Below are 21,896 nucleotides of genomic sequence, written 5' to 3' on the forward strand. Positions count from 1 at the left end.
GAGACAGCGTCTCTCATAGATCGGCGTGCCGATCTGCCGGCCGCGCCGTCAGCTTTTGGGCATCTTCAGGATCACGTTACGCCCACCCTTGGTATAGCGCAGTTCTGAATCGCCAATGGCCGAAACCCGTCCGCCGTCGATCCGGTCCCCTACGACTACTTTCTTGTAGCGCCCGTTGCCCAGCCGCACCAGCGCGCGGCGGCTCGATGGTTTGCCATAGACGCCGATCAGGTTGACCTTGCGCAGGTTGATGGCGTTCTTGACCGTTGCACTGCGAGAGACGGAGGCGCTGGACGGGATCTTGGGGGCAACGGTACGCGGCGCCACGGCTGCGGCACTGGCGACCTGTGTCACTTCAGGCGCGCTGCGCCGCGCCTGTTCAACAGTCCGCGCAAAGTTGCGCGGGCGCGTGTCCGGCCGGATGGACGCCTGCACGGCAAAGCGGGTGGCATCCGCGAACGGGTCGGCTTCCAGAACGGCGGTGGAGGCAAGGGCGGCCGCTACGGCCTCTTCCGTGTCCACGGCCGTGACGGCGGCGGCAGAGGCGGCGGCGACCTGTTCCTGCACGGATTGGGGGCGCAACCGCGGGCGGTATTCGGCCAGTTCGGACTTTGACAAACCGCCAAGCTGCGCGCGCTCATTGCTCTCCACAAGGTTGGTGGGGCGCGGTCTGGGGCGGAAACCGGCCAATTCGGGTCTTGGCTGCGTCACCTGCGGCACACTCTGGAACCTGGTCGGAGGTTCCGGCGGCACGAGGGGAGGCTTGCCTGCATAGACAAGAAAGCCATCCGGGCTCATCGCGCCCTCTGGCGACGGGACCACAAGACCGCGTTCGTCCAGTGTGAAAACCGTGCCCGCAGCAGCAGGAGACGGCACATCTTCCGGTGCCTTGTCGGGTCGGACCTCTGCCAGGGGCGGTAAGGCCACCGCATCATTGGCGGTGCTGATGGGGTCGATGCTGGTCAGGTATAGATCGTCGATGTTTACCAGCCCGGCTGGTTCGGGTGGCACGACCGGGGCGCGTGGATAGATGCCCGTGGCCGCATATTTCGCCTCGACCTCTTCCTCCGTCAATTCGCGGGGGGGCAGGGGGTCGGGGCGGCGCAGCGCATCAAGAACCGCTTCATCTGTCGCGCTCAGGTCGGGATCGAGGGCCGCGGTTTGAATGTCTTCCGCAACTGGTGTGTCTGCAATGATCGGGGCGGGTAGCTCCACCGGGGCTTCCTGCGGGGCAGAGGCGGTGATCTCTGGCTCTCGATTGCCGAACAGGCGCGACAGGTTCAAGCCGTCATCCAAAAAGACGGACGCCCATGCCGCAACCCCGGCGAGGAATACAAGAAGGACGGCTGTCAGGACCAGACCCAGGAAACGCGGCTTGCCACCGACTTCGGTCTTGCGCGCACCGAAGATCGTCATGCGCTCTTCTTCAGAACCGGGCGTGTCGATCTGCGCGGCAAGTGCGGGTGCGGCGGCAGCGGCGGCTGGGCTGGGGGTCGCTTGGTTCCTTGCCGCAGCGCGGCGGCGGCTCAGGAACCCGCCGCGGGGTGCAGGCGGCACATCATCTGGCAAGGGGTCAACTGTCAGGGAGGAACTGTCGGGATCAATCGGCAGTTCAGCAGCGGCTACATTGGCAGGCAGGTCGCGGCTGGCGCGAAGGGTGTCGGATGTCGCTGTACCATCGGGGCCTGCACCGCTTCGGCGGCTCGCAAAACCGGCCGCGCGCGCGGCAACAGGCGCCGCAGGGGGATCAACGGGCGGCGCGACGGGATCATTGGTACCGCTGGTCTTCGCGTCAGACGTGACGGCGGAAACCGCATCAGGCAGCGTCGGTGCCTTGCCCAAAGCCTTCGCCACAAGCGGCGGCATCGCTGCCGCAGGAGGCGGTGCATCATCCGCGTCACGCGGTGCCTCGGGCGCAACCGGTTCAGCCCGTTTTTCTACGTCGGCCTCTGCATCCGGTTTCATGTCGGCAGGCGAAAGCTCGGCTGCGTCATCCCTGAGGTCGGATGGCGCAGCCTTTGATTCTGCAGGCTCCGGCACGGGCGGTGGGCTGAAGGCGACGGGTGCAGGCGATTTTTCTGGTTTCGATTCAGTTGCTTCCGGCGCGGGTTCGGGCTCAGGCTTTGCTTCAGCCACAATGGGCGCCGATTTGCCCTCCGACTCTGCCTGAGGTGGTGCCGAGGTGTCTGGCGGGTCTGCCTGATCTGCGGGGACCTCCTCTGCTGCCAAGTCATCCTGTGACGGCTCGGGCGCGGCGGGTTCTTCAGGCGCAGAAACATCGCCGATCACCACGACGGCGATGCCGTCCGGCTCTATCGTCTCGCCTTCTTCAAGCAACTCGGCAGCCGCTTCGGCCTGCCCGAAAAACGGCTCCCCCAGATAGGGATGCGTGCCGGGCACGGCGGCGAAACTGACCGGGTGGAACCGATGCTCCACCGCGAAGGCTTCGGCCTCTGCCAGTGTTTCGCGGGCAACGGCCGCGATGTGGGTGCGGTCGCCGTCCTGGCTGATGTCGAATGCCAGATCCTCCACCGCGTAAGGCGTGGCCCCGTCCAATGCTTTCGCGGCGGCATCACGGCGGGCGTCGACGTCCATCCCGGGTGTGTCGATCAGCAGATATTTGATCTGGTCATTCGGCAGCAACAGCTTGGAACGCAGCCCGCCGGGCTCAAGCGCCGTGGCCGTCTTGCGCAGCACTGCCAGTGCGTCCGCCATGTCCGGCGCATCCAGCGCAACTTCGCCGACCTCACGCCACCCCCCTGCGGCACGGTGCAACAGCCGGATGCCTTCGAAGGACAGGGAAAGGGCAAAATTCGGTTTCATGGTCACGCTTTAGCACATGCTTTATGTGGGGACGAGCGCGCCCCGGATATCCACCAAGAATAGCGCGGGAGTTTGCCCATGAAAAGGGTTGGCGGCAAATTCGGACCTGTACAGCAAGGCCTGCTAAGGTCAGGTAAAGGACGAAAGCAACTGCTCTGGAAAGGACTATCCCATGAAAACGAGGTATTGGATGGCAGCGCTGTGGCTGGCGCTTGCGCCCGCCGCACATGCCGAAGACGTCGCGCAAGGTGTCTTCGTTCAGGGAGAGGGGCGTATCTCAGTTGCGCCGGACATGGCAAAGATCAACCTGGGCGTGCGCGAGCGCGCGAAAACCGCGCAGGACGCGATGGATGCCATGGGCCAATCCATCACCGGCGTGCTTGACGCGCTTAAGATGCAGGGAATCGCGGCGGAGGATCAACAGACCAGCCGGTTCTACCTGAACCCGATCTACAACGAGGCGCGGCTGGAAGATGGCCGACAGATCACCGGGTATGAAGCGGGCAATGGGATCACCGTTACCGTACGCGATCTCGACACGCTTGGCACGGTTCTTGATGCGGTGATTGCCACGGGGGCAAATGATTTCAATGGGTTGTCGTTCGGTCTTCAGGACGACAGCGCCGCGATGGAGCAAGCCCGCAAGGCCGCTGTGGCCGACGCGATGATGCGTGCACGGGTTCTGGCAGAAGCGGGCGGTCTCAACCTTGGGCCGGTCCTGCAGCTTTCGGACGGGGCAGCGGGCGCCGGACCGATGCACATGGGCATGGCAGACGCCCGCGCCAGCATGGAAAGCGCCATCGCACCGGGGGAGGTGGATATCACTGCGCGGGTGACGATGGTTTTCGCCATATCAGCGGTGGATTGACGCCGCCCGATTGAAAGGCGGCGCCAGAGAGGTTCAGCTTGCCGCCTTGCTCAGGGCCTGATCCAGATCGGCAATCAGATCATCCGCGTCTTCCGTACCAATGGAGATCCGCACGACATTGGGGGCAGCCCCCGCTGCTTCCTGCTGCTCTGCCGACAATTGGCGGTGGGTGGTGGAGGCCGAATGGATGATAAGCGACCGCGTATCGCCAAGGTTGGCCACATGGCTGAAGATCTCCAGCGCGTTGACCAGCTTGATACAGGCATCATAGCCGCCCTTGACCGCCACGGTGAACAACGCGCCCGCCCCCTTGGGACACACGGTTTTCACGCGTTTGAAATAGGGGGAGGATTTCAGCCCGGCATAGGTCACGTGGTCGATGCGGTCGTCTTTCTCCAGCCATTCCGCCACTTTGCGGGCGTTTTCCACGTGCCGGTCCATCCGCAGGGACAGGGTTTCGGTCCCCATCAGCGTATAATGCGCGGCTTGCGGGTTCATGGTCATGCCCAGATCGCGTAACCCGATGGCGATGCCATGGAAGGTGTATGCCAGATTGCCGAAGGTCTCGTGGAACTTCAGGCCGTGGTAGGCAGGCTCCGGCTGGCTGAGCGATGGAAACTTGTCACTCGCGGACCAGTCAAATGTCCCTGAATCCACCACGCAGCCACCGGTGACAGTGCCGTTGCCGGTCAGGTACTTGGTGGTGGAATGCACCACCAACGTCGCGCCATGTTCGATCGGGCGGCACAGGTACGGCGTGGCGGAGGTATTGTCGATGATCAGCGGCACGCCCGCTTCATCGGCGATATCCGCCACGGCGCGCACATCCATGATGTAGCCACCGGGGTTGGCAATCGCCTCTCCAAAGATCGCACGCGTGTTGTCATCCACTGCTGCGCGTACCGCGTCCAGATCATCGAAATCGACGAATTTGCATTCCCAGCCGAACCGTTTGATCGTGTGGCTGAACTGCGTGACCGTGCCGCCATAAAGACGGGTCGAAGCGATGATGTTCTTGCCGGGGCCCATGATCGGGAAAAGCGCCATGATCTGCGCCGCGTGCCCGGATGAACAACACACCGCACCCACGCCGCCTTCAAGCGTCGCAATGCGCTCCTGCAATACCGCGACCGTCGGATTGGTCAGGCGCGAATAGATGAACCCGACCTCCTGAAGGTTGAACAGCGCCGCCGCATGGTCCGCATCGCGGAAGACATAGGCGGTCGTCTGGTAGATCGGCGTCTGGCGGGCGCCTGTGGCCGGGTCGGGGCGGGCGCCTGCATGTATCTGAAGCGTGTCAAAGCCGTAAGTGGGGCCGTCTGTCATGGGTCATCTCCGGTTGGTGTTTGGCCGTATCGTTAGGGGATGGTGCGTGGGGAGACAAGCACGCAGGCAGATAAGAGGACACCATCCTTGGAAACGGGGCAGGGGTGGGAGGCTGTCCCGGATGCGGTGGGATTGTGGGGTTTGCGTCTGTTGGAGTGTCTTTTGGTGTTATGCGGACCGCAGCGGGGAAACAGAGATTTGGCTGGCATGTGAGGAATGGCGGGTTTGAGGCCATTGCGGAAGTGTCGATTTCTCGCTGCGTGCGGTCGCAGCACAGAATTCGCCGAAGAATTGCAAATTCCTGTTCCGCTGCGCAAGAAAAAATCGGCCATTCATTCGCCTTGCAGGAAACCTTTGAATGCCGTCAATTATTTCGCGGGACAAACCGGTCTTTAACAGAGCGCAGCTTATGTTCCCTTTTTCCACGCGCACGTATCATCTTTTTGAATCGTGGGTGGTTGCGCAGCGAGGTCAAATCGGGGTCGTTTCGCATCCAATCTCGTTGAACTTGACCGAGACCCGGATAGATCTCTTCGAGCCAGGTTAACGCGCGCTCGGTCTCTCCAAGAAGGGCAAATGTGCACGCAATATTGTAGCCGTTGTTGGTGCGACCGTCCGGGTCCATTGCATCGGCGCGATCCAACCTCGCGCGGGCTTCCTCAAACCTGCCAACGCCAGCGAGAACACACGCCGACAGTTCAAGCGGATCGCGATAGCCTGGGTAAAGCAGCACCGCCTCATCCGCACGCTTGATCCCCAATTCGAGGTAACGCTCGCGTTCTTCAACGCGGTCGAGTTCTTCGAGGTCCGCAATGAGCAGCAGAGGAGAGCGGTAGTCATCCGGTCTGATTTCGAGCGCCCTTATGAAGTGGTACGCGCTGCGTTCAGGATCCAGTTGGCCCCGACAGTACCGTGCGAAATTGTGGTGCGCATCATAGCAGAGCGGGTCGAGCGCCAGAGCCTTTCGATAAGCCACAACTGCGGCATCGTTCTGTCCAGCTATATGCAAGGCCAGCCCAAGGCCAGCATGCGCCTCCGCAAGGTTGGGATCCAGGTCGATGGCGCGCCGGGCCATGGCAATAATGTCTTCGGGCGCGTATTTCGAGCCAAACCAGTCGTTCAACCGAGCTTCACATTCGGACATGCCCACGTAGGCGCGGGCGTAATCCGCGTCGTGTTGCAGCGCCTCTAGAAACAGCATTCGCGCCTCTTCAAGGTATTTCCTGGTCCGCATGTGGAATAATTGACGACCCTTTAGATACAGATTGTAGGCTTCGGCGTTTCCGGTGGGCGCACTGCTGGCAGTTTCGGTTTCGAGAAGCCGGACCTGGAGCTGGTCGACGATCGTTTTGGTAATCTCGTCCTGCAGGGTGAAGATGTCTGAAATGTCGCGGTCGTATCGGTCGGCCCAGAGGTGGCCCGCGGTGACACCGTCAATCAGCTGGGCGGTAATGCGGACACGGTTTCCTGCCTTGCGCACACTGCCTTCAAGGAGGTTACGCACGCCGAGGTCGCGGGCAACCTTCTGCATGTTGGAAGGCCGATCATTGTAGACAAAGCTAGAGTTTCGGCTGACGACGAAAAGACCGGAAAGCTTGGAAAGGTCGGTAATCAGGTCTTCGGTGATCCCGTCGGCGAAATATTCCTGCTCAGGGTCGCCGCTCATGTTGGCAAAAGGAAGAACGGCAATGGACGGGCGGCTGACGGCCTCGGCACTCAACGGTTGCTTGTCGGCGGCTTTAGAATGGACATGAAAGACCGGTACCGCGCCCTCGATATTTTTCAGCACTTGTTCACCGGCAGCCTCGAATGTAGCTTTAAGCCGGTTGCCTACCTGGTCGCGTACGACACCTGAGACTGCAACACAGCCGGGACGTGCCAATGCCTCAATCCGCGCAGCAATATTGACGCCGTCGCCGAAGACATCGCCATCCTCGAACAGAACATCGCCAATATTCACGCCCATGCGAAAGCAGATCTGCCGATCTTCAGGAACATCGACGTTGCGCTGTGCCATTTCCTGCTGGATTTCGAGCGCGGATTCCAAGGCGGCAACGACGCTGGCAAACTCAGCAAGTATGCCATCGCCCATCAGCTTAACGATGCGTCCGCCTCCGGCGCTGATAGTGCCTTCGATCAACCCAATGCGAATTTCGCTCAGGGCCTTCAATGTGGCAACTTCATTGGCCCCCATAAGGCGGCTATAACCTACTACGTCAACAGCGAGGATCGCAGCGAGGCGTCGTTCCATAAGTTCTTATCCAATTTGACTGACTTGAACCTACCATTGTTGGAGGAATTAAACAGCATCTGATGCTGCGTTGGTAGATGAAGGAATGCGGCCAATTCCGCTAAGGGTTTCAGTTTGAGCTAGAACCTCTTCAACTCAAGCCCGCTCCGTCTGCGTCTTGAGTGTTGTACGCAACTGCAGCGAAAGGACAGATGGAAACAGGCATCACATGACGAATTCCAATGGCTGGTTTGACGACGCAACGCAAAGCCTGCCAAAGGTTACAAGGAATTCTGCCTGCGCAATAGCTGCACCCGCACAAGGCTGGGTTGTTTGCAAACCGGCCATCCACCGATCTCCTTACAAACGCCCGGTCTGTCTCAGGTCAGAGCAGGTGTGCGTTCACCCCCGTTCGCGTTCGATCCGACACACCATCCTCACCGCATCCAAAACCCGTTCGACTTGATCCGGTTGCGAATGGCCTGTTCCTTGCGCGGCAGGTGTTCCTGATCAAAGAGCGCACGCACCTTCTGGCCCCGGCCCTGATAGATCATACGCTTGATAGCGTCATAGCCCTTCAGCACCTTCTTCAGCTTGTTGGGGGCGGTGATCTCTTCCAGCGTCTGAACCGCCAGATCGCTTTCGCGGGCATAGAGCAGCGGCAGAAGGCGGTAGTGGCAGGAAACACTGCCATCGAGCAGCCCATCCGGGAGCGTATCGCGCCCGCCGCCAAGCGCGTGGATCACCAGCGGCAATGCGACCTGATCCAGCCAGGGATCAAACGACTGGCAGCACAGCTCAATCGGAGGGTCGTCGCGGATGGCCAGCGTGTATTCCTCGAACAACTGGCCAAAGACGCGGGGGCATTTGTAAAAGAAATACCCGGCGTTGAAATACAGATACCGCCGCCAGTATTCATCGGGCTGGCCGGGATCGAGACTGCTTTCAAAATCAAGGCCGAACTTGTCATATAGCGACTTCCACAGACCGGTGTAGCCGGGGCCATAGACCTGCGGCACCGGCCATGTGCCTTCGCGGCGCAGGGACGCACTGGGGCGGTCAAAGTCGAACGGCACCTGCATCAGATCGCCGGTGATCAGCGTATCGGTATCGAAAAAGACAAAGGGTTCTCCCTCTGGCAGGGCGCGCAGCATCTCGATCTTGTTGCCATAGGGGTAGGCGCTGCCGAAGTGCTTGGTCTCAAAGGGGATGATCTGCGCGCCAAGGTCCTCCAGTGCGGCGCACACATCTGCACTGCGGATGGTGGGGTCCTTGTCCCACAGCGGCCCCGGCTGCGGCTCTGCCACCAACAGGCGCCCGGCGAAGTCGGGGCTTTTCGCTCGCAACGAAGCGGCAAAGATCAACGCCTCATAGGCAAGGCGTCCATGCTGTCCCACGACGACGACGTTGAATGTTTGCGATGCGCGCGACTTGCGTGCCATACTCGAACAGCCCTTGGTTTTTTTCACCACTATAAGGCGAAGGGCTTGGGGGCAAAAGACAGCATTTTTGCGAAGGTCGGGGGATGTGACATGTTGGATTTCTTTTTTGCCATGATTGCCGCAGGGGCGAATGGCAGTGCGGGGGAGGCGCCGGACGTGGCGGCCGTAGCCGATCCGCCTGCCGCTACGGTTATTTTGCCTCAGGACGACGGGACGGCGACGGTCACGATCGGACAAGGCAGCGTTGTGATCGGCGAAAACGTCGTGATCGAAGGCAAGCCCGCCGCAACCCCGGCACCCGCCCCGACCCCGGCGCAGGTGTCTGCGCCCAACCTATTCAACATGGCGGTGGTGCCCGCCGGGCTCCAGGCCGAACCGCAAACGCCCAGCGGCAAATTCACAACCGCGACAGAGGTCCGGCCGATCCTTGACGCGACACGGGGCAGCTGGGTTGCCGTGCGCGAATATGACGGCAAGGACTGGCTCTATGTGACACATCTTTGGGGGTGGCGCTGCGGATTGGCGGCGATGGCGATCTCCATCAATGATGAACCGATGCAGAACTGGCCACTGCCGCCTTGCCACATGAAATACACCACGCCCAACGCGATATTGGAAGACGATGGCATCCCGGCGCTGACACTGAAACTGGGTGGGGTGCAAAAGATCACCATCCAGATCGTGTATGATGATCTGAGCATGGATATGGCCGAATTTGAACGCGCCAACGTGCTGATCCCTTAACCATCAAGACAGGTATCCGAATATGTTTCTGAAAAACGCGTGGTACGTCGCAGCGTGGGACCACGAAATCACGCGCGATCTGCAACAGATCGTCGTGCTGGGCCAGAAGATTTGCGTCTTCCGTGCCGAGGACGGCAGCTTTGTCGGGTTGGAAGATGCCTGCCCCCATCGCAAACTGCCCCTCTCCAAGGGGCGCATCCGGGGTGATACGGTTGAATGCGGCTATCACGGGCTGACCTTTGATTGCGCAGGGCAATGCGTCTGGGCCCCCGGCGCGGGGCGCATCCCCTCCAACGCCCGCGTTCATGCCTATCCGATGGTGGAGAAATATGGATTGGTCTGGATATGGATGGGCAACCCGGCACTGGCTGACCCGTCCGAGATTTTCGAGATCGAGCATTTTGATGACCCGTCCTGGGGCATCAACCGGGGTTCAGCGATGGAACTGGACTGCAATTACCTGCTGATGTGTGACAATCTGCTGGACCCGACCCATGTGGCATGGGTGCACGAAAGCAGCTTCGGCCAGAGCGCCACGCGCGATACCCCGCTGCGGGTGACCAAGACTGATGATGGGGTGATCGTGCATCGCTGGATGATGGATGTGGAACCGGCACCATTCTACAAGAAGGTCGTGGCCTTTGAAGGCAACTGCGACCGGTTGCAACACTATGAGGTGCGCTATCCCTCCCATGCGCTTGTGCGTGCGGTCTTCACCCCTGCGGGAACGGGCGGGCCGGACGGACCGCTGCACCCGGATGTCTTCATCATGGACAGCTACAATTTCATGACGCCGACGACCGAAGGCACAACCCGCTACTATTGGTTTCAGCTGCGCAACATCCGCCCTGATGACGCCGCTTTGTCGCAACTGATGACCGAGGACGTGCAGCACGCGTTTGAGGAAGACCGCGCTGTCCTGAACGAAGTCCAAAAGGGCATGAGCGAAAAGACCAGCCCCCACATCGACCTGCCCATCGACGGTGGGCAATTGCGCTTTCGCCGCCAATTGCAGGCGATGATCAACGAGGAACGCGAGGTCGACCGCCAGATGGCGGAGTAGGGCGCGCCCGTCTTGCGCGGGATGCAAGCCAGACATGCCCGCGCGGGAGGAAGTTGATGCGTCTTTTTGAGTCGTTGCTAAAAAGAGTTTCGTCGCAAAAGACGGCGCAGTCGGCGGAGCGGGGAGATGGTGGGCGACCCTGGAATCGAACCAGGCGTGCGTCTCCGCGAGGGAGTTACAGTCCCCTGCCACACCTTGCGGCCTGTCGCCCACTGCGGCGCTGATTACCCGGCGGTCTGGGGTGCGTCAACCTCAAAAGTAGCGCGGGTCGAGGTGCCAAAGTTTTGACGTCTTCTTTCGCTAACCAAGTCCCAAATTCTGAGTAAGGATCATCAGATGACGTTCCGGCGAATGTTCGCAATCGCACTGGCTGCTACCGTCGGGCTGCTGTTTCTGGCGGTGCTTGGCGGCCTTGCAATGGGGCTCATGGGCCTGTTGCTGCAAGCCATTCCGGGCTTGAGTTGGATGTCCAATTGGATGGTCTTGCCCCTGATCTGCGTGGTCTGGAGCTGGTTGCCGTCCCGGTTCAAGAGCTGGCCCTGCACCTATGAAATCCGCGGCAGCGCCATCATTGATGCCCCCCCGAATGAAGTTTGGCGCTGGGTTTTTCCACAACCGGGCACGCCGTATTTCCTGAAGGATGTGCAGGATATCAAAGCCGTCGACAGCCGGAGGGACCGTGTCGATCTGGTCTTTGACGGGGAGGCTGCAGGACAGACGTTGCCACCTCTTGAAGTGCAATTGGAGGAAGTAGATCCTCAGAACTATCTCCGCATGTCCTATCTGAATGGAGATGCATATCCGCTTTGGACTGCTGATCTGGTCAAATCGGAATACTGGCTTGAGCGCGAGGGCGAAAAAACCCGTCTGACGTTGATAGAGACACTGGACCGGCTGCGTGTCAGCACGGTTCTGGCGCTGCTGTTCCTTAACCCCTGCAAGGACGCGATGAAGATCGTGCAGGCGTGCTGCACCGGTCAGCCCGACACCTCGCGCATGGCGCGGATGCAGGTGCAGTTTGATCACGACACACCAGAAGGGGCGCAGACGGCACGAACCATCAATGGTGTGGCGATCATGATTTGCATTCTGATGACCTTGATCGGCTTTGGCGTGGTGACATTGCTTGTTTCACCCTAATCCCGGCCTGCGCCTTGGCTTGCCCTCCGGCAATCGCTAGACCGACGGCAGCGATGAGGAACGGGCGTATGAAAAAGCCGAAATGGGTTGTGGCCAAGGAACAGGGCAAGAAAGCCGAAGCACGAGAAACGCTGTGGCTTTTCGGGCTGCATGCGGTGCGTGATGCGCTGTTGAACCCGGCACGCCAGAAACTGCGCCTTTTGGTGACACCCAATGCGCAGGCCAAGCTGGAAGCGGCGATCGTTGCATCCGGCATGGTCCCCGAGGTCGAGGACCCCCGGAAATTCCGTCCGCCGCTTGATCCGGGGTCGGTTCATCAGGGCGCAGTTCTGGAGGTCAGGCCGCTTGACTGGGGGCGTCTTGAAGATGTCTGCATCGGGGCCGAAGCCCCCCGTGTGATCCTGCTTGACCGGGTGACCGACCCGCATAACGTGGGCGCGATCCTGCGTTCCGCGGAGGTGCTGGGGGCCGTGGCCGTGATCGGAACACGGCATCATTCCGCGCCGGAAACCGGTGCCTTGGCCAAAACCGCCAGCGGCGCGCTGGAACGCCAGCCCTACCTGCGGGTGCGCAACCTTGCCGATGCGATCCGGGCCTTGCAGGACATGGGGTATCTGGTGCTGGGGCTGGACGGGGAAGGGGACCAGACGATCGAAGCTGCCGTTGCGGGCAAGCAGGACCGTCCGGTGGCGCTTGTGCTGGGGGCCGAAGGGCCCGGGCTGCGCGAAAAGACCCGCGAAACGGTGGATGCCCTGGTGCGGATTGATGCTGCGGGCGCCTTTGGCTCGCTCAACGTCTCAAATGCTGCTGCAATCGCCCTATATGCAACCCTGAAGCACTGATCAGGAGCATCCATGGGCTATCCGACCAAAATCGCCACCTGCTGTCACTGCGGCAGCAAGGCAGCCTTGACCCTGGACCGCGGCCGACACGAACTGGCCTGCGCAAGCTGCGGGGCGCCTTTGCATGACCTCAAGATGTTGCCCAGGCGTGACAAGGCATCTGACGCATCGGAGCGCAGGCGCAACGCCGTCTCGCACCAGCCCGGCGTGCGCCGGTTTCCGGCGGAGCGTCGCGCCGAGGTTGCCAAGAAGCGCAAACCAAAGAAGGTCAAGCGGCGTAAATCCTGGCTGCGGGACATGGCGGAGGAGGTTTTTGAGCTCGTCGAGGATATTTTAGACTGATTGCAGCGCTGACCGGGCAATATTCATAATTCGTTCACAATGATGCGACATCCTATTGCGGGGTGGTCCCAGCCACCCCATCTCAACGGTACGGCGCGGGATTGGAACGCCTGCTGCCGACATGACTGTCCCTCGTTCCGCACTCACACGCCCCGGGCCTTGCCTTGGGGCGTTCTTTTTTGTTGCAGGGCTGGCAAGTGGGCTTTTACGCCTTCAGGGCCAAAGCTAAGGTGTGGCATGTTTTATTCTGACGCTTTTCTCAAAGACGTGCTGGAACGGACCCGCAAGGTGGCCATGGTCGGAGTTTCCCTTAATCCGGTGCGGGCCAGCTATTTCGTGGCGCGTTACCTGGGGCTGCGGGGATATACGGTCATTCCGGTCAACCCGCGCCATGCGGGGGAAATGCTTTTCGGGCAGGAGATTCGGGCAAGTCTGGCGGATGTGCCCAAGGACGTGGACATGGTCGACATCTTTCGCCACTCCGAAGCCGTGCCGGAAATCGTGGAAGAAGCATTGTCGGAATTGCCTGCGTTGCAGACCGTCTGGATGCAGATCGGTGTCAAACATGAAGAGGCTGCCTCCATGGCCGAGGACCGCGGCATTACCGTGATCCAGAATCGCTGTCCCAAGATCGAATACCAGCGGCTTTTCGGAGAATTGCGGCGCGGTGGGTTTGTGACAGGCGTGATTTCCAGCAAGCTTTGACCGGATTGACGCGCCAGAGGCGCGACATGATTTTATTCTTTCTGTTGAGGGGCTTTGCCCCTCAAACACCCCAGGTTTCTTGAACCATTTGGAAGGGGCGGGGGTTTTAGGCCAGTCAGCGGCTTGCCTTTTCGGACAGGCCTGATTGCGCCTGACGTGTTGCGAGGGTGTCCAGAACGTCACTGAGCGGCACGTCGCGCGCCGCGAGCATCACCAGCAGGTGATAAAGAACGTCGGCGGCTTCATTGGTCAGTGCGGCACGGTCGCCCTTCACCGCTTCGACAATGGCTTCGATGGCTTCTTCGCCGAATTTCTCAGCGCATTTTTCGGGTCCCTTTGAGAGCAGTTGTGCGGTCCAGCTGGTGGCCGGATCCGCGGATTTTCTAGCCGAGATGGTCGCGTAGAGATCATCGAGAGTCATGTCAGCCTCATCGGGATGCCCGCGGCGGCCATGTGGTGTTTGGCCTGTGCGATGGTGAATGCGCCGAAGTGGAAGATGGAGGCGGCCAGCACAGCGGACGCGCCCCCTTTGGTCACCCCTTCGACAAGGTGGTCGAGGGTCCCGACCCCACCGGAGGCGATGACAGGAACGCTGACCGCGTCGGAGATCGCGCGGGTCAGCGGCAGGTTGAAGCCCGCCCTTGTGCCGTCCCGGTCCATCGAGGTCAGCAGGATTTCTCCGGCGCCTTTCGCGGTGACGGTCTGGGCGAAGGCCACCGCGTCGATGCCGGTCGGTTTGCGCCCGCCGTGCGTGAAGATCTCCCATCTGCCGGGCTGGGTGGTCTTGGCGTCGATGGCGCAGACGATGCATTGGCTGCCGAACTGGTCGGCAGCTTGCGCGATCACGTCGGGGTTTGCCACGGCAGCGGAATTGAAGCTGACCTTGTCGGCACCGGCCAGCAGCAGGGCGCGCACATCTGCAACCGTGCGCACGCCGCCTCCCACTGTCAGCGGGATGTAGCAGTGTTCGGCCGTGCGGCGCACCAGATCGAACATGGTGCCGCGGTTTTCATGGGTGGCGTGGATGTCGAGAAAGCACAACTCGTCCGCGCCCGCGGCGTCGTAGGCGATGGCCGCATCGACGGGATCGCCCGCATCGCGCAGGCCGACGAAGTTCACGCCTTTGACGACACGGCCGTCAGCAACGTCGAGGCAGGGGATGATGCGGGTTTTTAGCATGGTGCAGTCTTATCGGGGCATGTTCTTTGGAGCAAGTCGCTGGAGGGCCGTCTGCCCTCCAGACCTCCCGAGGTATTTAGAACCATTTGGAAGATCAGGGGGCGAGTGCTTCGAGGGCGGTTTTCAGATCAATTGCGCCGTCATAAAGGGCACGTCCTGTAATGGCACCTTCGATCACGCCTGTCGCCATCAAGGCCGTAAGGTCGTCCAGCGACGACACCCCGCCGGAGGCAATCACCGGGATCGATACCGCGCGGGCCAGATCGGCAGTCGCGGTGACGTTCGGGCCACCCATCGCGCCGTCGCGTAGGATGTCGGTGTAGATGATCGCCGCCACGCCTGCGTCCTCGAAGGATTTGGCGAGGTCGGTAACCATGACGTCTGTTTCCTCCGCCCAGCCTTTGGTCGCCACGCGGCCATTGCGCGCGTCGATGCCGACGGCGACCTGGCCGGGGAAGGCGCGGGCGGCCTGGCGAACCAGATCGGGGTTTTCCACGGCCACGGTACCGAGGATGACACGCGCCAACCCCTTGTCGAGCCAGCTTTCGATCGTGGCCATATCGCGGATGCCACCGCCGAGTTGCGCAGGCACCTTGCAGGATTTCAGGATCGCCTCGACCGGGGCCGCATTGACAGGGGTGCCTGCGAAAGCGCCGTTCAGATCAACAAGGTGCAGCCATTGGCATCCCGCTTCCACAAAGGCCCGCGCCTGCGCGGCGGGATCGTCATTGAACACGGTGGAACGGTCCATGTCGCCATGCACCAGCCGAACGGCCTGTCCATCCTTGAGGTCGATCGCAGGGTAGAGGATCATCGGCGGGGGTCCTTGTTCGTGGTGTCCCGCGTGGTTTTGCATGGGGCGGCGGGATTTGCAACGCGACCTGAGGTCAGCCTTGTCAGAACGGGGGTCCTTGGCCCAGACTGCGCAAAAATGGGAGGAGACGACATGAAATCGCTTTTTTTGGCAGCCGTGGTGAGTTTTGGCATGGCAGGCGCGGCCTGGGCGGCGGACCCAATCGTGGGCACATGGCAGACCATCAAGGATGACAATGGCAACTACGGCCAGATCAAGATCACCGAATGCGGCAGCGCCATCTGCGGCACCCTGGTCAGGTCCTTCGATTCAGCTGGCAAGGCGTTCAAATCCGAAAACCAGGGGCGCAAGCTGATCTGGGACATGACCAACGATGGCGGTGGCCAGTACAGCGGCGGCAAGGTCTATTCCCCGGACCGGGACAAGACCTATAACGGTCAGTTGGTGCTGTCCGGTAACGCGCTTGATGTGAAGGGCTGTGTGCTGGGCATCTGCCGTAGTGGCGGAAAATGGTCACGCGTCAAATAGGGGCGGGCGCGCGGAACGGGGTTCCCGGCCCCCAATATTGAAACATCTTAGGGCTTTTTCTAGACTGGCAGCGCAGTACCGCTAGTCCTGAGGAGTTTGCATGATCCCTGTCCTGCGCCTTCTGGCCGTCATCATCGGCCTTTCAAGCGCAACCTTCGCCTTCGCGGAAGGCGAGGCGGCGGTCGAGGTGCCACGCGGGTTGTGGGAGACCGAGCCTGACGCGTCCGGCGTTATCCTGCATGTGCGCACACGGCGGTGCGGTCGCGCGCTGTGCGGGCGGGTGGAGCGGGCCAAGAACAGGCAGGGCTATGATACGCCTTCAAATGCGGTCGGTGACAAGGTCTTGTGGGAGATGCGCCCGCAGCCGGATGGCAGCTTTTTCGGCGAATACCGGGGACCCAAGGCAAACAGGTACCTCCAGTCCCGGATCGAAGTCGTGGGCCGGGAGTTGCGGTTGCAGGCCTGCGACGATGAAAGCTGTGCGGCGCGGACATGGATACGCATTCGCTAGGCGGCCGGGCCAGTTCCCTTCAAGGCACCCATTTCAGGAAGTTCGCGATAAGGCGCAGCCCGGTGTGCTGGCTTTTTTCAGGGTGGAATTGCATGCCGATCATCGTATCGCGACCGATGATGGCGGTCACGTCTCCGCCGTAGTCCACATGTGCCAGACGCTGCGCTGCGTCCTGCACCACCATGTGATAGGAATGTACGAAATAGGCGTGATCGCCTGTCGTTACGCCCTCAAGCACCGGATGGGGGTGGTCGATGACCAGATCGTTCCAACCCATATGCGGCACTTTCAGTGCCGGATCGGCGGGGATGATGCGGGTCACGTCTCCGCCGATCCAGCCCAGACCGGGGGTATCGCGATACTCCCGGCCCGTGCTGGCCATCAGTTGCATCCCGACGCAGATCCCCAGAAAGGGACGGGCACGGACCTCCACTGCTTCCACCATGGCGTCGTAGAGGCCGCTTTTCCCCCGGAGTGCGGCCATGCAAGCCGGAAAGGCCCCGTCGCCCGGTAAAACGATGCGGTCGGCACTTGCGACAACATCGGCATCCGCCGTGACGACAACGTCGCCCGCATCCGTCTCGCGCGCCATCCGCTCAAACGCCTTGTGCGCCGAATGCAGATTGCCGGATTCGTAGTCGATGATCGCGGTCAGCATCGCGTCAGAGCGCGCCCTTGGTCGAAGGGATCTCATCCGCCTTACGCGGGTCCACCTCTAGCGCGTCGCGCAGGGCGCGGGCCATAGATTTGAAACAGGCCTCGGCGATGTGGTGGCTGTTTACACCGTGCAGCATGTCCAAATGCAGCGTAATGCCGCCATGGGTGCTGAACGCCTGAAAGAATTCGCGCACCAGTTCGGTGTCGAAGGTGCCGATGCGGTCTGTGGGCAGGTTGACGTTCCAGACAAGAAACGGCCGTGCGGACAGATCCAGCGCGCAACGCACCAATGCGTCATCCATTGGCAGAAGACAGGCGCCATACCGGCGGATGCCGCGCTTGTCCCCCAGGGCTTCCGCCAGCGCCTGACCCAGTGCGATGCCGACGTCTTCGACCGTGTGGTGGTCGTCGATGTGCAGGTCGCCCTTGGCGCGCACTTTCATGTCGATCAGGGCATGGCGCGCCAGTTGGTCCAGCATGTGGTCAAAGAACCCGACGCCGGTCTCGTTGTCAAAGGCACCTGTGCCATCAAGATTGATCTCGACGGTGATATCCGTTTCGGCGGTGATGCGGGTCAGGTTGGTCTGACGCATGGGTCTTCTCCTTGGAAACTCCGGCCCTTATAGCAGCGCTGCAGGTTACGCCAAGAGGCAGGCGCCGATCAGGGATTGCGGCCCTTGTCCCCTTATGTCAGCCTGACCTCAACAGGAAACGAGGCCCCAGCATGAGCACGTGTGTTTTTGTCCAGATCCGTTGCCGTCCCGGCACGACATACCGCGTGGCAGAGGAGATCGCCCTGCGGGAAATCCACTCTGAACTCTATTCGACGTCCGGTGAATACGATCTGCTGATGAAGCTCTATATCCCCAAGACCGAAGATGTCGGCGTTTTCATCAATGATCGCCTGCTGGACATCGAGGGGATTGAACGGTCCCTGACCACCATGACCTTCAAGGTTTTCTGAACATGCGCAAAGCCTGCCTTGCAGGCGCTGTGGTGTTGGCCCTGGCGGGTTCTGCGCTGGCGCAACGGACGTATGAGGGACGCGAAGCGGCGGCGCTGCGATGTGCCAACCTGCTGTCGATCACGGCGGTTTTCCTGTTCGAGGCTGAACAGATCAGCCCGCTGGAACGTGATGTGATGCTTTTTGCGACCGTCGCCATCCTGGAACGCCATGTCAGCGGCACCCGCGCCGAAAAACAGCGCGCGCTGGCGGTCGTGCGGGAAAGGCGCGATGTGCCGGAAACGCTGGACGACTACCAGCGCAATGCGCGCCGGTGTCTCAAGCAGTTTCCGATCAACTAGGGCGTCGACCTACGACAGTTGGCGCATCTTGGTCTTTTCGCGCATCAAGGCGCGACCGATGGCCCGGTCGAAGGTTTTCTTGACCCGCTGGTTGCGGCTGGCGTTCGGAGGGATCGGGTTGCCGATCGCCACGCAGATGTTCATCGGAAGGCCATCCCCGAACATCGCACCCCCTTCGTTCAGCAGGGCATGAACGCGGTCCTCGATTTCGGGCCAGACCAGATTTTGTGCCTGCTGGGTGATGCACAGGAATGTGCCGTTGCCGTCATAGGCCATCAACAGCTTGGGGCAATCGACCACATCGGTCACCGCCTCGGCCACTTCGGAAAGGGCGAGGGAGAGTTCGCGCGTGTTGCATTCGGCAAAGAGCGCATCCATGTTTTCGATCCGGACCGCAAAGATGCTGCACGTATCAAGACGCCGACGCGACAACTGGGACAGGTAGTTCCCCAGCGAGAACGGCAGGATCAGCTGTTCGGTATTGGCCAGCCTGACCGGATCGCCGATGTCGAAGGGGTGCACACCCCTTTGCCCATCCTTGGGCAGTTCGGCAGGGTTGAGCAGCGGCGCGGTGCCGACTGTTTCGGTCATCCGCTTGGCCACCCGCACGCGGGTGGTGATCTCTTTCACATCAAACGGCTTGTTGATGTAGTCATTGGCCCCGGCCGCAAAGGCCCGTTCGATGGTGCCACGGTCGGTGACCGAGGTCAGCATGAGGATGGGCGTGTCGCGATAGCGCGGCAGCGCGCGGATGCGGCTGCAAAGTTCCACACCTGTCATGCCGGGCATTTCGATGTCCAGCAACAGGCAGTCGAACTGCGCGTCGGGGTCCTGCAGGATATTGAGCGCATCCATCCCGGACGCGGCAACGGTGATCTGGGGGAAATCCGCCTGTTTGAAAACGACCGGCAACAGGTCGAGGATCAGCGGATCGTCATCAACTGCCAGTAGTCTCATGGTGTCTCTCTCCAAGTATCAATGAGCCATACACTCCAAACGTGTCACTCCGGCCCGCTTGAACACCACTTAAGGGTCCGAAAAAGACCAAATTATGGCTTTTCGACACAAATTATCGGCACATTCGTTTAAAAAGGTGGATTTTCTCATCTAAATTAGCGGAAACTTGCCCCAACGGCAGCTTTTGTCGGCAAAAAGCCGCTTGCCCAAGAGATTCTTGTGAACGCTTTTCAGAGTGGACCGACTGCAATGCCGTGTTCCGAAGCCAATACAACTTCAGCGTGAGATCCCGTGCGGTGAGAGATAAACTCACTAGCGCCACACACAGGCAACCCCAGCGCACGGATCAATGGCGCGTCGTATTGACCGGACAGCAGCAAAATGCCTTCGCGCGCCAATAAATCGCGCGTCCCCCGGCCCTTATCGGAACGGATCCTGCGCATGAAATCGTGCTGTTGCGCGACCGCCTGCACCACGTCGCGGGCAATGGGAACATCCCGAACTTCCCGAAACAGCGCTGCCATTCGTGCATTCCCCGAAGCCCCTGCAAAAATGCGGCCAACCACCGCTTCGTCCCGGCCGCGCCAGAAGTTCGCCGGATAGGGATGTTCCTTGAGCAGCCACAGGATATGGGCAAAGCCCTCAGCCGAAATGCTTCGCTTCGCGTCTTTGTTCTGGCCTTGTGTCAAATGCGCCACATGCGCCACGATCAGGCCCAAATAGCAGCAAGCCCGCGCCTCATCTGCGGCCACCAACAGGCACGTGTGACCCACTGCTTCGGTGGGGATCATCCAGTTGTTGCCCATCGTGTGCTTGATATCGACGTCATGCCCCAGAAGGGTCGTGTCCAGCCGACCGCGCGGCAGATCAAGCAGCGCACGCAGCTCGATCTCGACGCGGGTACCGATGTAGGTCTTCTCGGTCTTCTCAAGTTCCTCATAGGCCCGCCGCCCGGTCTTGGGCGTCATGACCACATCGTCAATGCAGGTACGCAGCATCGCCGGGAAGTCGGCCGCAAGGGCTGCTTCTCCACCAGCGCGGCGCAGCACTTCATCCGCCAGAGGCTGCAAGACGGCGTGATCTGGGTGGTCCGGCGCAATCAGGCTGAAGGGCAGCGCCTTTTTCATCGCCGCGCCGTTCAGCCCGCCACGGCGTGCAGCTTGCGCTTGCGCAGCGCCCGGCCGATCTGTCGCCCTACGGCTTCGGCCACGGGCGGTGGAAAGGCATTGCCGACCTGCCGGTAGGCATTGGTCTTGGCCCCGGTGAAATGCCACTCATCCGGAAAGCCCTGGATACGCGCGACCATCGGTACCGTCAGGCGTGGCATGTCATTGTGAAAGGGGCCGGGAGGCTCATAAGCAACCGTGCGTCCTTCCACTCCCAGTGTGGCCCAGGCCGCGCGGGCGCGTGTCGGGCCCAGATCCGGGCCACCATGCTTTTTGGAGCCGCCGACGATCGTGGGTGCAATCTCATCCGCCTTGTCGGCCCAGTCATCGGCCCCGCGCCACCCGCCCGCTGCCATTAGGTCGCGCAGGGTTTCGCCCACGGTGGGCGGGTTGTGGGGCAGGGGATCGGGCCAATCGAAGAATTCCGCGCGCTCCTTCTGAACGGCAACGATCACCACCCGTGGGCGCAACTGCGGCACACCATAATCAGACGCATTCAGCAGCCGCCAATCCGTGCGGTAGCCCAGCTTGTCCAGTTGCGTCTTCAGCCGCTCCCGGTAGTCGTGGAATACCGCATCCAGAAACCCGCGCACGTTTTCGATCATCACCGCGCGGGGACGCGTGACGTCGATGATATCAATGGCATCATTGAACAGGTTGCGTTCGTCCTCTTCGCCCAGCTGCTTGCCCGCAACGGAAAACGGCGGGCAGGGCAGGCCCCCGGCCAGCAGATCCATACCCGCGAAATCGCCCGCCCGGTGCTTGAAGACCCGCATGTCCTCTTCCAGAACCTGCCAGGCAGGGCGGTTGTGGCGCAGGGTATTGCAGCAGTGCTTGTCGATCTCGACCAATGCGGTATGGCCAAAGCCCGCACGCTCAAGCCCCAAAGCCTGACCGCCCGCACCCGCACAAAGTTCAACCGATGTCAGCACGCCGCCCGTTCCCCTGATCTGCGCCGATGCAAAGATTTCCCGGCGTCTGTTCTTTCTTCGTTCTTAGCCGCTTTGCGCCGTCCCGACAAGCGGTTGACGAAAGGTCCGAGAACGGCATGTGAAAAAAGGAAGGGCCGCCCGAAGGCGACCCTTGTCCTGCGCTCACCGGGGTAAGGTGAGTAATTGGAGCGGGCGAGGCGATTCGAACGCCCGACCCTAACCTTGGCAAGGTTATGCTCTACCCCTGAGCTACGCCCGCTTCCTTGGGTTCTGCGGAGATACCCACCCAAACCTCACCTTGCAAGGGGCAAAATCCCAAAGC

Annotated in this window: 23 protein-coding genes and 2 tRNA genes; 11 read left to right on the forward strand and 14 right to left on the reverse strand. The window is 61.0% G+C overall.

What is annotated here, in order from left to right; genetic code table 11:
- Positions 1-48: 48 nt before the first annotated feature.
- Positions 49-2,823: a hypothetical protein gene (locus AB4X18_RS15245; protein WP_432816768.1), complete on the reverse strand. Its 2,775-nt coding sequence runs from the start codon at positions 2,821-2,823 to the stop codon at positions 49-51.
- Positions 2,824-2,995: 172 nt separating this feature from the next.
- Between AB4X18_RS15245 and AB4X18_RS15250 the strand changes: the two genes are divergently transcribed.
- The gene (locus tag AB4X18_RS15250) at positions 2,996-3,691 is read left to right on the forward strand and encodes an SIMPL domain-containing protein (RefSeq protein ID WP_370400892.1); all 696 of its coding nucleotides are present in this window, start codon (positions 2,996-2,998) and stop codon (positions 3,689-3,691) included.
- A 33-nt stretch (positions 3,692-3,724) separates the two neighbouring features.
- On the opposite strand, the gene AB4X18_RS15255 is transcribed toward AB4X18_RS15250, so the two are convergent.
- The 3 genes from AB4X18_RS15255 to AB4X18_RS15265 all read right to left on the reverse strand — a co-directional run bounded on the left by AB4X18_RS15255 (position 3,725) and on the right by AB4X18_RS15265 (position 8,689).
- Positions 3,725-5,017 carry an O-acetylhomoserine aminocarboxypropyltransferase/cysteine synthase family protein gene (locus tag AB4X18_RS15255; RefSeq protein WP_370400894.1) on the reverse strand — a complete coding sequence of 431 codons (1,293 nt, stop codon included), beginning with the start codon at positions 5,015-5,017 and terminating at the stop codon, positions 3,725-3,727.
- Between the two features lie 364 nt (positions 5,018-5,381).
- Entirely contained in the window at positions 5,382-7,268 is a 1,887-nt protein-coding gene (locus tag AB4X18_RS15260) for a TPR end-of-group domain-containing protein (RefSeq protein ID WP_370400895.1), read from the reverse strand.
- Positions 7,269-7,684: 416 nt separating this feature from the next.
- Complete coding sequence (locus tag AB4X18_RS15265; protein WP_370400896.1) at positions 7,685-8,689, reverse strand: hypothetical protein; 1,005 nt, start codon at positions 8,687-8,689, stop codon at positions 7,685-7,687.
- A gap of 90 nt (positions 8,690-8,779) precedes the next feature.
- Between AB4X18_RS15265 and AB4X18_RS15270 the strand changes: the two genes are divergently transcribed.
- Positions 8,780-9,433 carry a hypothetical protein gene (locus AB4X18_RS15270; protein WP_370400897.1) on the forward strand — a complete coding sequence of 218 codons (654 nt, stop codon included), beginning with the start codon at positions 8,780-8,782 and terminating at the stop codon, positions 9,431-9,433.
- Between the two features lie 22 nt (positions 9,434-9,455).
- Positions 9,456-10,496, forward strand: coding sequence for a Rieske 2Fe-2S domain-containing protein (locus tag AB4X18_RS15275; protein WP_370400898.1), 1,041 nt, complete (start codon positions 9,456-9,458; stop codon positions 10,494-10,496).
- Between the two features lie 127 nt (positions 10,497-10,623).
- Here AB4X18_RS15275 and AB4X18_RS15280 read toward each other — a convergent pair.
- Positions 10,624-10,707 (reverse strand) — tRNA-Tyr (locus AB4X18_RS15280).
- Positions 10,708-10,832: 125 nt separating this feature from the next.
- On the opposite strand from AB4X18_RS15280, the gene AB4X18_RS15285 reads away from it, so the two are divergent.
- The 4 genes from AB4X18_RS15285 (at position 10,833) to AB4X18_RS15300 (ending at position 13,525) form a co-directional block, all read left to right on the forward strand.
- Positions 10,833-11,636 (forward strand): hypothetical protein, encoded by an 804-nt coding sequence (locus AB4X18_RS15285; protein ID WP_432816769.1) that lies wholly within the window; start codon positions 10,833-10,835, stop codon positions 11,634-11,636.
- A 68-nt stretch (positions 11,637-11,704) separates the two neighbouring features.
- The gene (rlmB, locus tag AB4X18_RS15290) at positions 11,705-12,478 is read left to right on the forward strand and encodes a 23S rRNA (guanosine(2251)-2'-O)-methyltransferase RlmB (RefSeq protein ID WP_370400901.1); all 774 of its coding nucleotides are present in this window, start codon (positions 11,705-11,707) and stop codon (positions 12,476-12,478) included.
- Between the two features lie 12 nt (positions 12,479-12,490).
- Entirely contained in the window at positions 12,491-12,820 is a 330-nt protein-coding gene (locus AB4X18_RS15295; protein WP_370400902.1) for a hypothetical protein, read from the forward strand.
- Positions 12,821-13,057: 237 nt separating this feature from the next.
- Complete coding sequence (locus tag AB4X18_RS15300; protein ID WP_370400903.1) at positions 13,058-13,525, forward strand: CoA-binding protein; 468 nt, start codon at positions 13,058-13,060, stop codon at positions 13,523-13,525.
- A gap of 115 nt (positions 13,526-13,640) precedes the next feature.
- Here the strand turns inward: AB4X18_RS15300 and AB4X18_RS15305 are convergent, their stop codons facing one another.
- The 3 genes from AB4X18_RS15305 to hisA all read right to left on the reverse strand — a co-directional run bounded on the left by AB4X18_RS15305 (position 13,641) and on the right by hisA (position 15,518).
- The gene (locus AB4X18_RS15305) at positions 13,641-13,946 is read right to left on the reverse strand and encodes a phosphoribosyl-ATP diphosphatase (RefSeq protein WP_370400904.1); all 306 of its coding nucleotides are present in this window, start codon (positions 13,944-13,946) and stop codon (positions 13,641-13,643) included.
- Positions 13,943-14,704, reverse strand: a complete 762-nt coding sequence (gene hisF, locus AB4X18_RS15310) for an imidazole glycerol phosphate synthase subunit HisF (RefSeq protein WP_370400905.1) — start codon at positions 14,702-14,704, stop codon at positions 13,943-13,945. Before hisF ends, AB4X18_RS15305 begins: the two co-directional genes overlap by 4 nt.
- A gap of 94 nt (positions 14,705-14,798) precedes the next feature.
- On the reverse strand, positions 14,799-15,518 hold the full coding sequence (gene hisA / locus AB4X18_RS15315; RefSeq protein WP_370400906.1) for a 1-(5-phosphoribosyl)-5-[(5-phosphoribosylamino)methylideneamino]imidazole-4-carboxamide isomerase: 720 nt from the start codon (positions 15,516-15,518) through the stop codon (positions 14,799-14,801).
- 132 nt (positions 15,519-15,650) lie between these two features.
- On the opposite strand from hisA, the gene AB4X18_RS15320 reads away from it, so the two are divergent.
- Together AB4X18_RS15320 and AB4X18_RS15325 are read left to right on the forward strand one after the other, a co-directional pair.
- Positions 15,651-16,046 carry a DUF2147 domain-containing protein gene (locus tag AB4X18_RS15320; RefSeq protein ID WP_370400907.1) on the forward strand — a complete coding sequence of 132 codons (396 nt, stop codon included), beginning with the start codon at positions 15,651-15,653 and terminating at the stop codon, positions 16,044-16,046.
- Positions 16,047-16,146: 100 nt separating this feature from the next.
- A complete protein-coding gene (locus AB4X18_RS15325; protein ID WP_370400908.1) occupies positions 16,147-16,557 on the forward strand; it encodes a hypothetical protein in 411 nt (136 codons plus the stop codon).
- A 19-nt stretch (positions 16,558-16,576) separates the two neighbouring features.
- Here the strand turns inward: AB4X18_RS15325 and hisH are convergent, their stop codons facing one another.
- Together hisH and hisB are read right to left on the reverse strand one after the other, a co-directional pair.
- Positions 16,577-17,215, reverse strand: coding sequence for an imidazole glycerol phosphate synthase subunit HisH (gene hisH / locus AB4X18_RS15330; protein WP_370400909.1), 639 nt, complete (start codon positions 17,213-17,215; stop codon positions 16,577-16,579).
- A gap of 4 nt (positions 17,216-17,219) precedes the next feature.
- On the reverse strand, positions 17,220-17,807 hold the full coding sequence (hisB, locus tag AB4X18_RS15335; RefSeq protein WP_370400910.1) for an imidazoleglycerol-phosphate dehydratase HisB: 588 nt from the start codon (positions 17,805-17,807) through the stop codon (positions 17,220-17,222).
- Positions 17,808-17,938: 131 nt separating this feature from the next.
- Between hisB and AB4X18_RS15340 the strand changes: the two genes are divergently transcribed.
- Entirely contained in the window at positions 17,939-18,178 is a 240-nt protein-coding gene (locus tag AB4X18_RS15340; RefSeq protein ID WP_370400911.1) for an Lrp/AsnC family transcriptional regulator, read from the forward strand.
- A 2-nt stretch (positions 18,179-18,180) separates the two neighbouring features.
- Positions 18,181-18,519 (forward strand): hypothetical protein, encoded by a 339-nt coding sequence (locus AB4X18_RS15345; RefSeq protein ID WP_370400912.1) that lies wholly within the window; start codon positions 18,181-18,183, stop codon positions 18,517-18,519.
- Positions 18,520-18,528: 9 nt separating this feature from the next.
- Here the strand turns inward: AB4X18_RS15345 and AB4X18_RS15350 are convergent, their stop codons facing one another.
- The 4 genes from AB4X18_RS15350 to AB4X18_RS15365 form a co-directional block, all read right to left on the reverse strand.
- A complete protein-coding gene (locus AB4X18_RS15350) occupies positions 18,529-19,476 on the reverse strand; it encodes a response regulator (RefSeq protein ID WP_370400913.1) in 948 nt (315 codons plus the stop codon).
- A 230-nt stretch (positions 19,477-19,706) separates the two neighbouring features.
- Positions 19,707-20,603, reverse strand: coding sequence for a NaeI family type II restriction endonuclease (locus AB4X18_RS15355; protein WP_370400914.1), 897 nt, complete (start codon positions 20,601-20,603; stop codon positions 19,707-19,709).
- 11 nt (positions 20,604-20,614) lie between these two features.
- Positions 20,615-21,574, reverse strand: a complete 960-nt coding sequence (locus AB4X18_RS15360; RefSeq protein WP_370400915.1) for a DNA cytosine methyltransferase — start codon at positions 21,572-21,574, stop codon at positions 20,615-20,617.
- Between the two features lie 184 nt (positions 21,575-21,758).
- Positions 21,759-21,833 (reverse strand) — tRNA-Gly (locus AB4X18_RS15365).
- Positions 21,834-21,896 lie beyond the last annotated feature (63 nt).

This window comes from Sulfitobacter rhodophyticola (genome assembly GCF_041281685.2).
GTDB lineage: Bacteria > Pseudomonadota > Alphaproteobacteria > Rhodobacterales > Rhodobacteraceae > Sulfitobacter.

Bases quoted from the DNA above. Each gene is read 5' to 3' on its own strand.
- AB4X18_RS15250 (WP_370400892.1), top strand. From the start codon at position 2,996: ATGAAAACGAGGTATTGGATGGCAGCGCTGTGGCTGGCGCTTGCGCCC.
- AB4X18_RS15275 (WP_370400898.1), top strand. From the start codon at position 9,456: ATGTTTCTGAAAAACGCGTGGTACGTCGCAGCGTGGGACCACGAAATC.
- hisF (WP_370400905.1), bottom strand. From the start codon at position 14,704: ATGCTAAAAACCCGCATCATCCCCTGCCTCGACGTTGCTGACGGCCGT.
- AB4X18_RS15265 (WP_370400896.1), bottom strand. From the start codon at position 8,689: ATGGCACGCAAGTCGCGCGCATCGCAAACATTCAACGTCGTCGTCGTG.
- AB4X18_RS15270 (WP_370400897.1), top strand. From the start codon at position 8,780: ATGTTGGATTTCTTTTTTGCCATGATTGCCGCAGGGGCGAATGGCAGT.
- hisB (WP_370400910.1), bottom strand. From the start codon at position 17,807: ATGCGTCAGACCAACCTGACCCGCATCACCGCCGAAACGGATATCACC.
- AB4X18_RS15295 (WP_370400902.1), top strand. From the start codon at position 12,491: ATGGGCTATCCGACCAAAATCGCCACCTGCTGTCACTGCGGCAGCAAG.
- AB4X18_RS15260 (WP_370400895.1), bottom strand. From the start codon at position 7,268: ATGGAACGACGCCTCGCTGCGATCCTCGCTGTTGACGTAGTAGGTTAT.
- AB4X18_RS15245 (WP_432816768.1), bottom strand. From the start codon at position 2,823: ATGAAACCGAATTTTGCCCTTTCCCTGTCCTTCGAAGGCATCCGGCTG.
- AB4X18_RS15350 (WP_370400913.1), bottom strand. From the start codon at position 19,476: ATGAGACTACTGGCAGTTGATGACGATCCGCTGATCCTCGACCTGTTG.
- AB4X18_RS15320 (WP_370400907.1), top strand. From the start codon at position 15,651: ATGAAATCGCTTTTTTTGGCAGCCGTGGTGAGTTTTGGCATGGCAGGC.
- AB4X18_RS15345 (WP_370400912.1), top strand. From the start codon at position 18,181: ATGCGCAAAGCCTGCCTTGCAGGCGCTGTGGTGTTGGCCCTGGCGGGT.
- AB4X18_RS15285 (WP_432816769.1), top strand. From the start codon at position 10,833: ATGACGTTCCGGCGAATGTTCGCAATCGCACTGGCTGCTACCGTCGGG.
- AB4X18_RS15305 (WP_370400904.1), bottom strand. From the start codon at position 13,946: ATGACTCTCGATGATCTCTACGCGACCATCTCGGCTAGAAAATCCGCG.
- AB4X18_RS15300 (WP_370400903.1), top strand. From the start codon at position 13,058: ATGTTTTATTCTGACGCTTTTCTCAAAGACGTGCTGGAACGGACCCGC.
- AB4X18_RS15355 (WP_370400914.1), bottom strand. From the start codon at position 20,603: ATGAAAAAGGCGCTGCCCTTCAGCCTGATTGCGCCGGACCACCCAGAT.
- AB4X18_RS15340 (WP_370400911.1), top strand. From the start codon at position 17,939: ATGAGCACGTGTGTTTTTGTCCAGATCCGTTGCCGTCCCGGCACGACA.
- AB4X18_RS15255 (WP_370400894.1), bottom strand. From the start codon at position 5,017: ATGACAGACGGCCCCACTTACGGCTTTGACACGCTTCAGATACATGCA.
- hisH (WP_370400909.1), bottom strand. From the start codon at position 17,215: ATGCTGACCGCGATCATCGACTACGAATCCGGCAATCTGCATTCGGCG.
- hisA (WP_370400906.1), bottom strand. From the start codon at position 15,518: ATGATCCTCTACCCTGCGATCGACCTCAAGGATGGACAGGCCGTTCGG.
- rlmB (WP_370400901.1), top strand. From the start codon at position 11,705: ATGAAAAAGCCGAAATGGGTTGTGGCCAAGGAACAGGGCAAGAAAGCC.
- AB4X18_RS15325 (WP_370400908.1), top strand. From the start codon at position 16,147: ATGATCCCTGTCCTGCGCCTTCTGGCCGTCATCATCGGCCTTTCAAGC.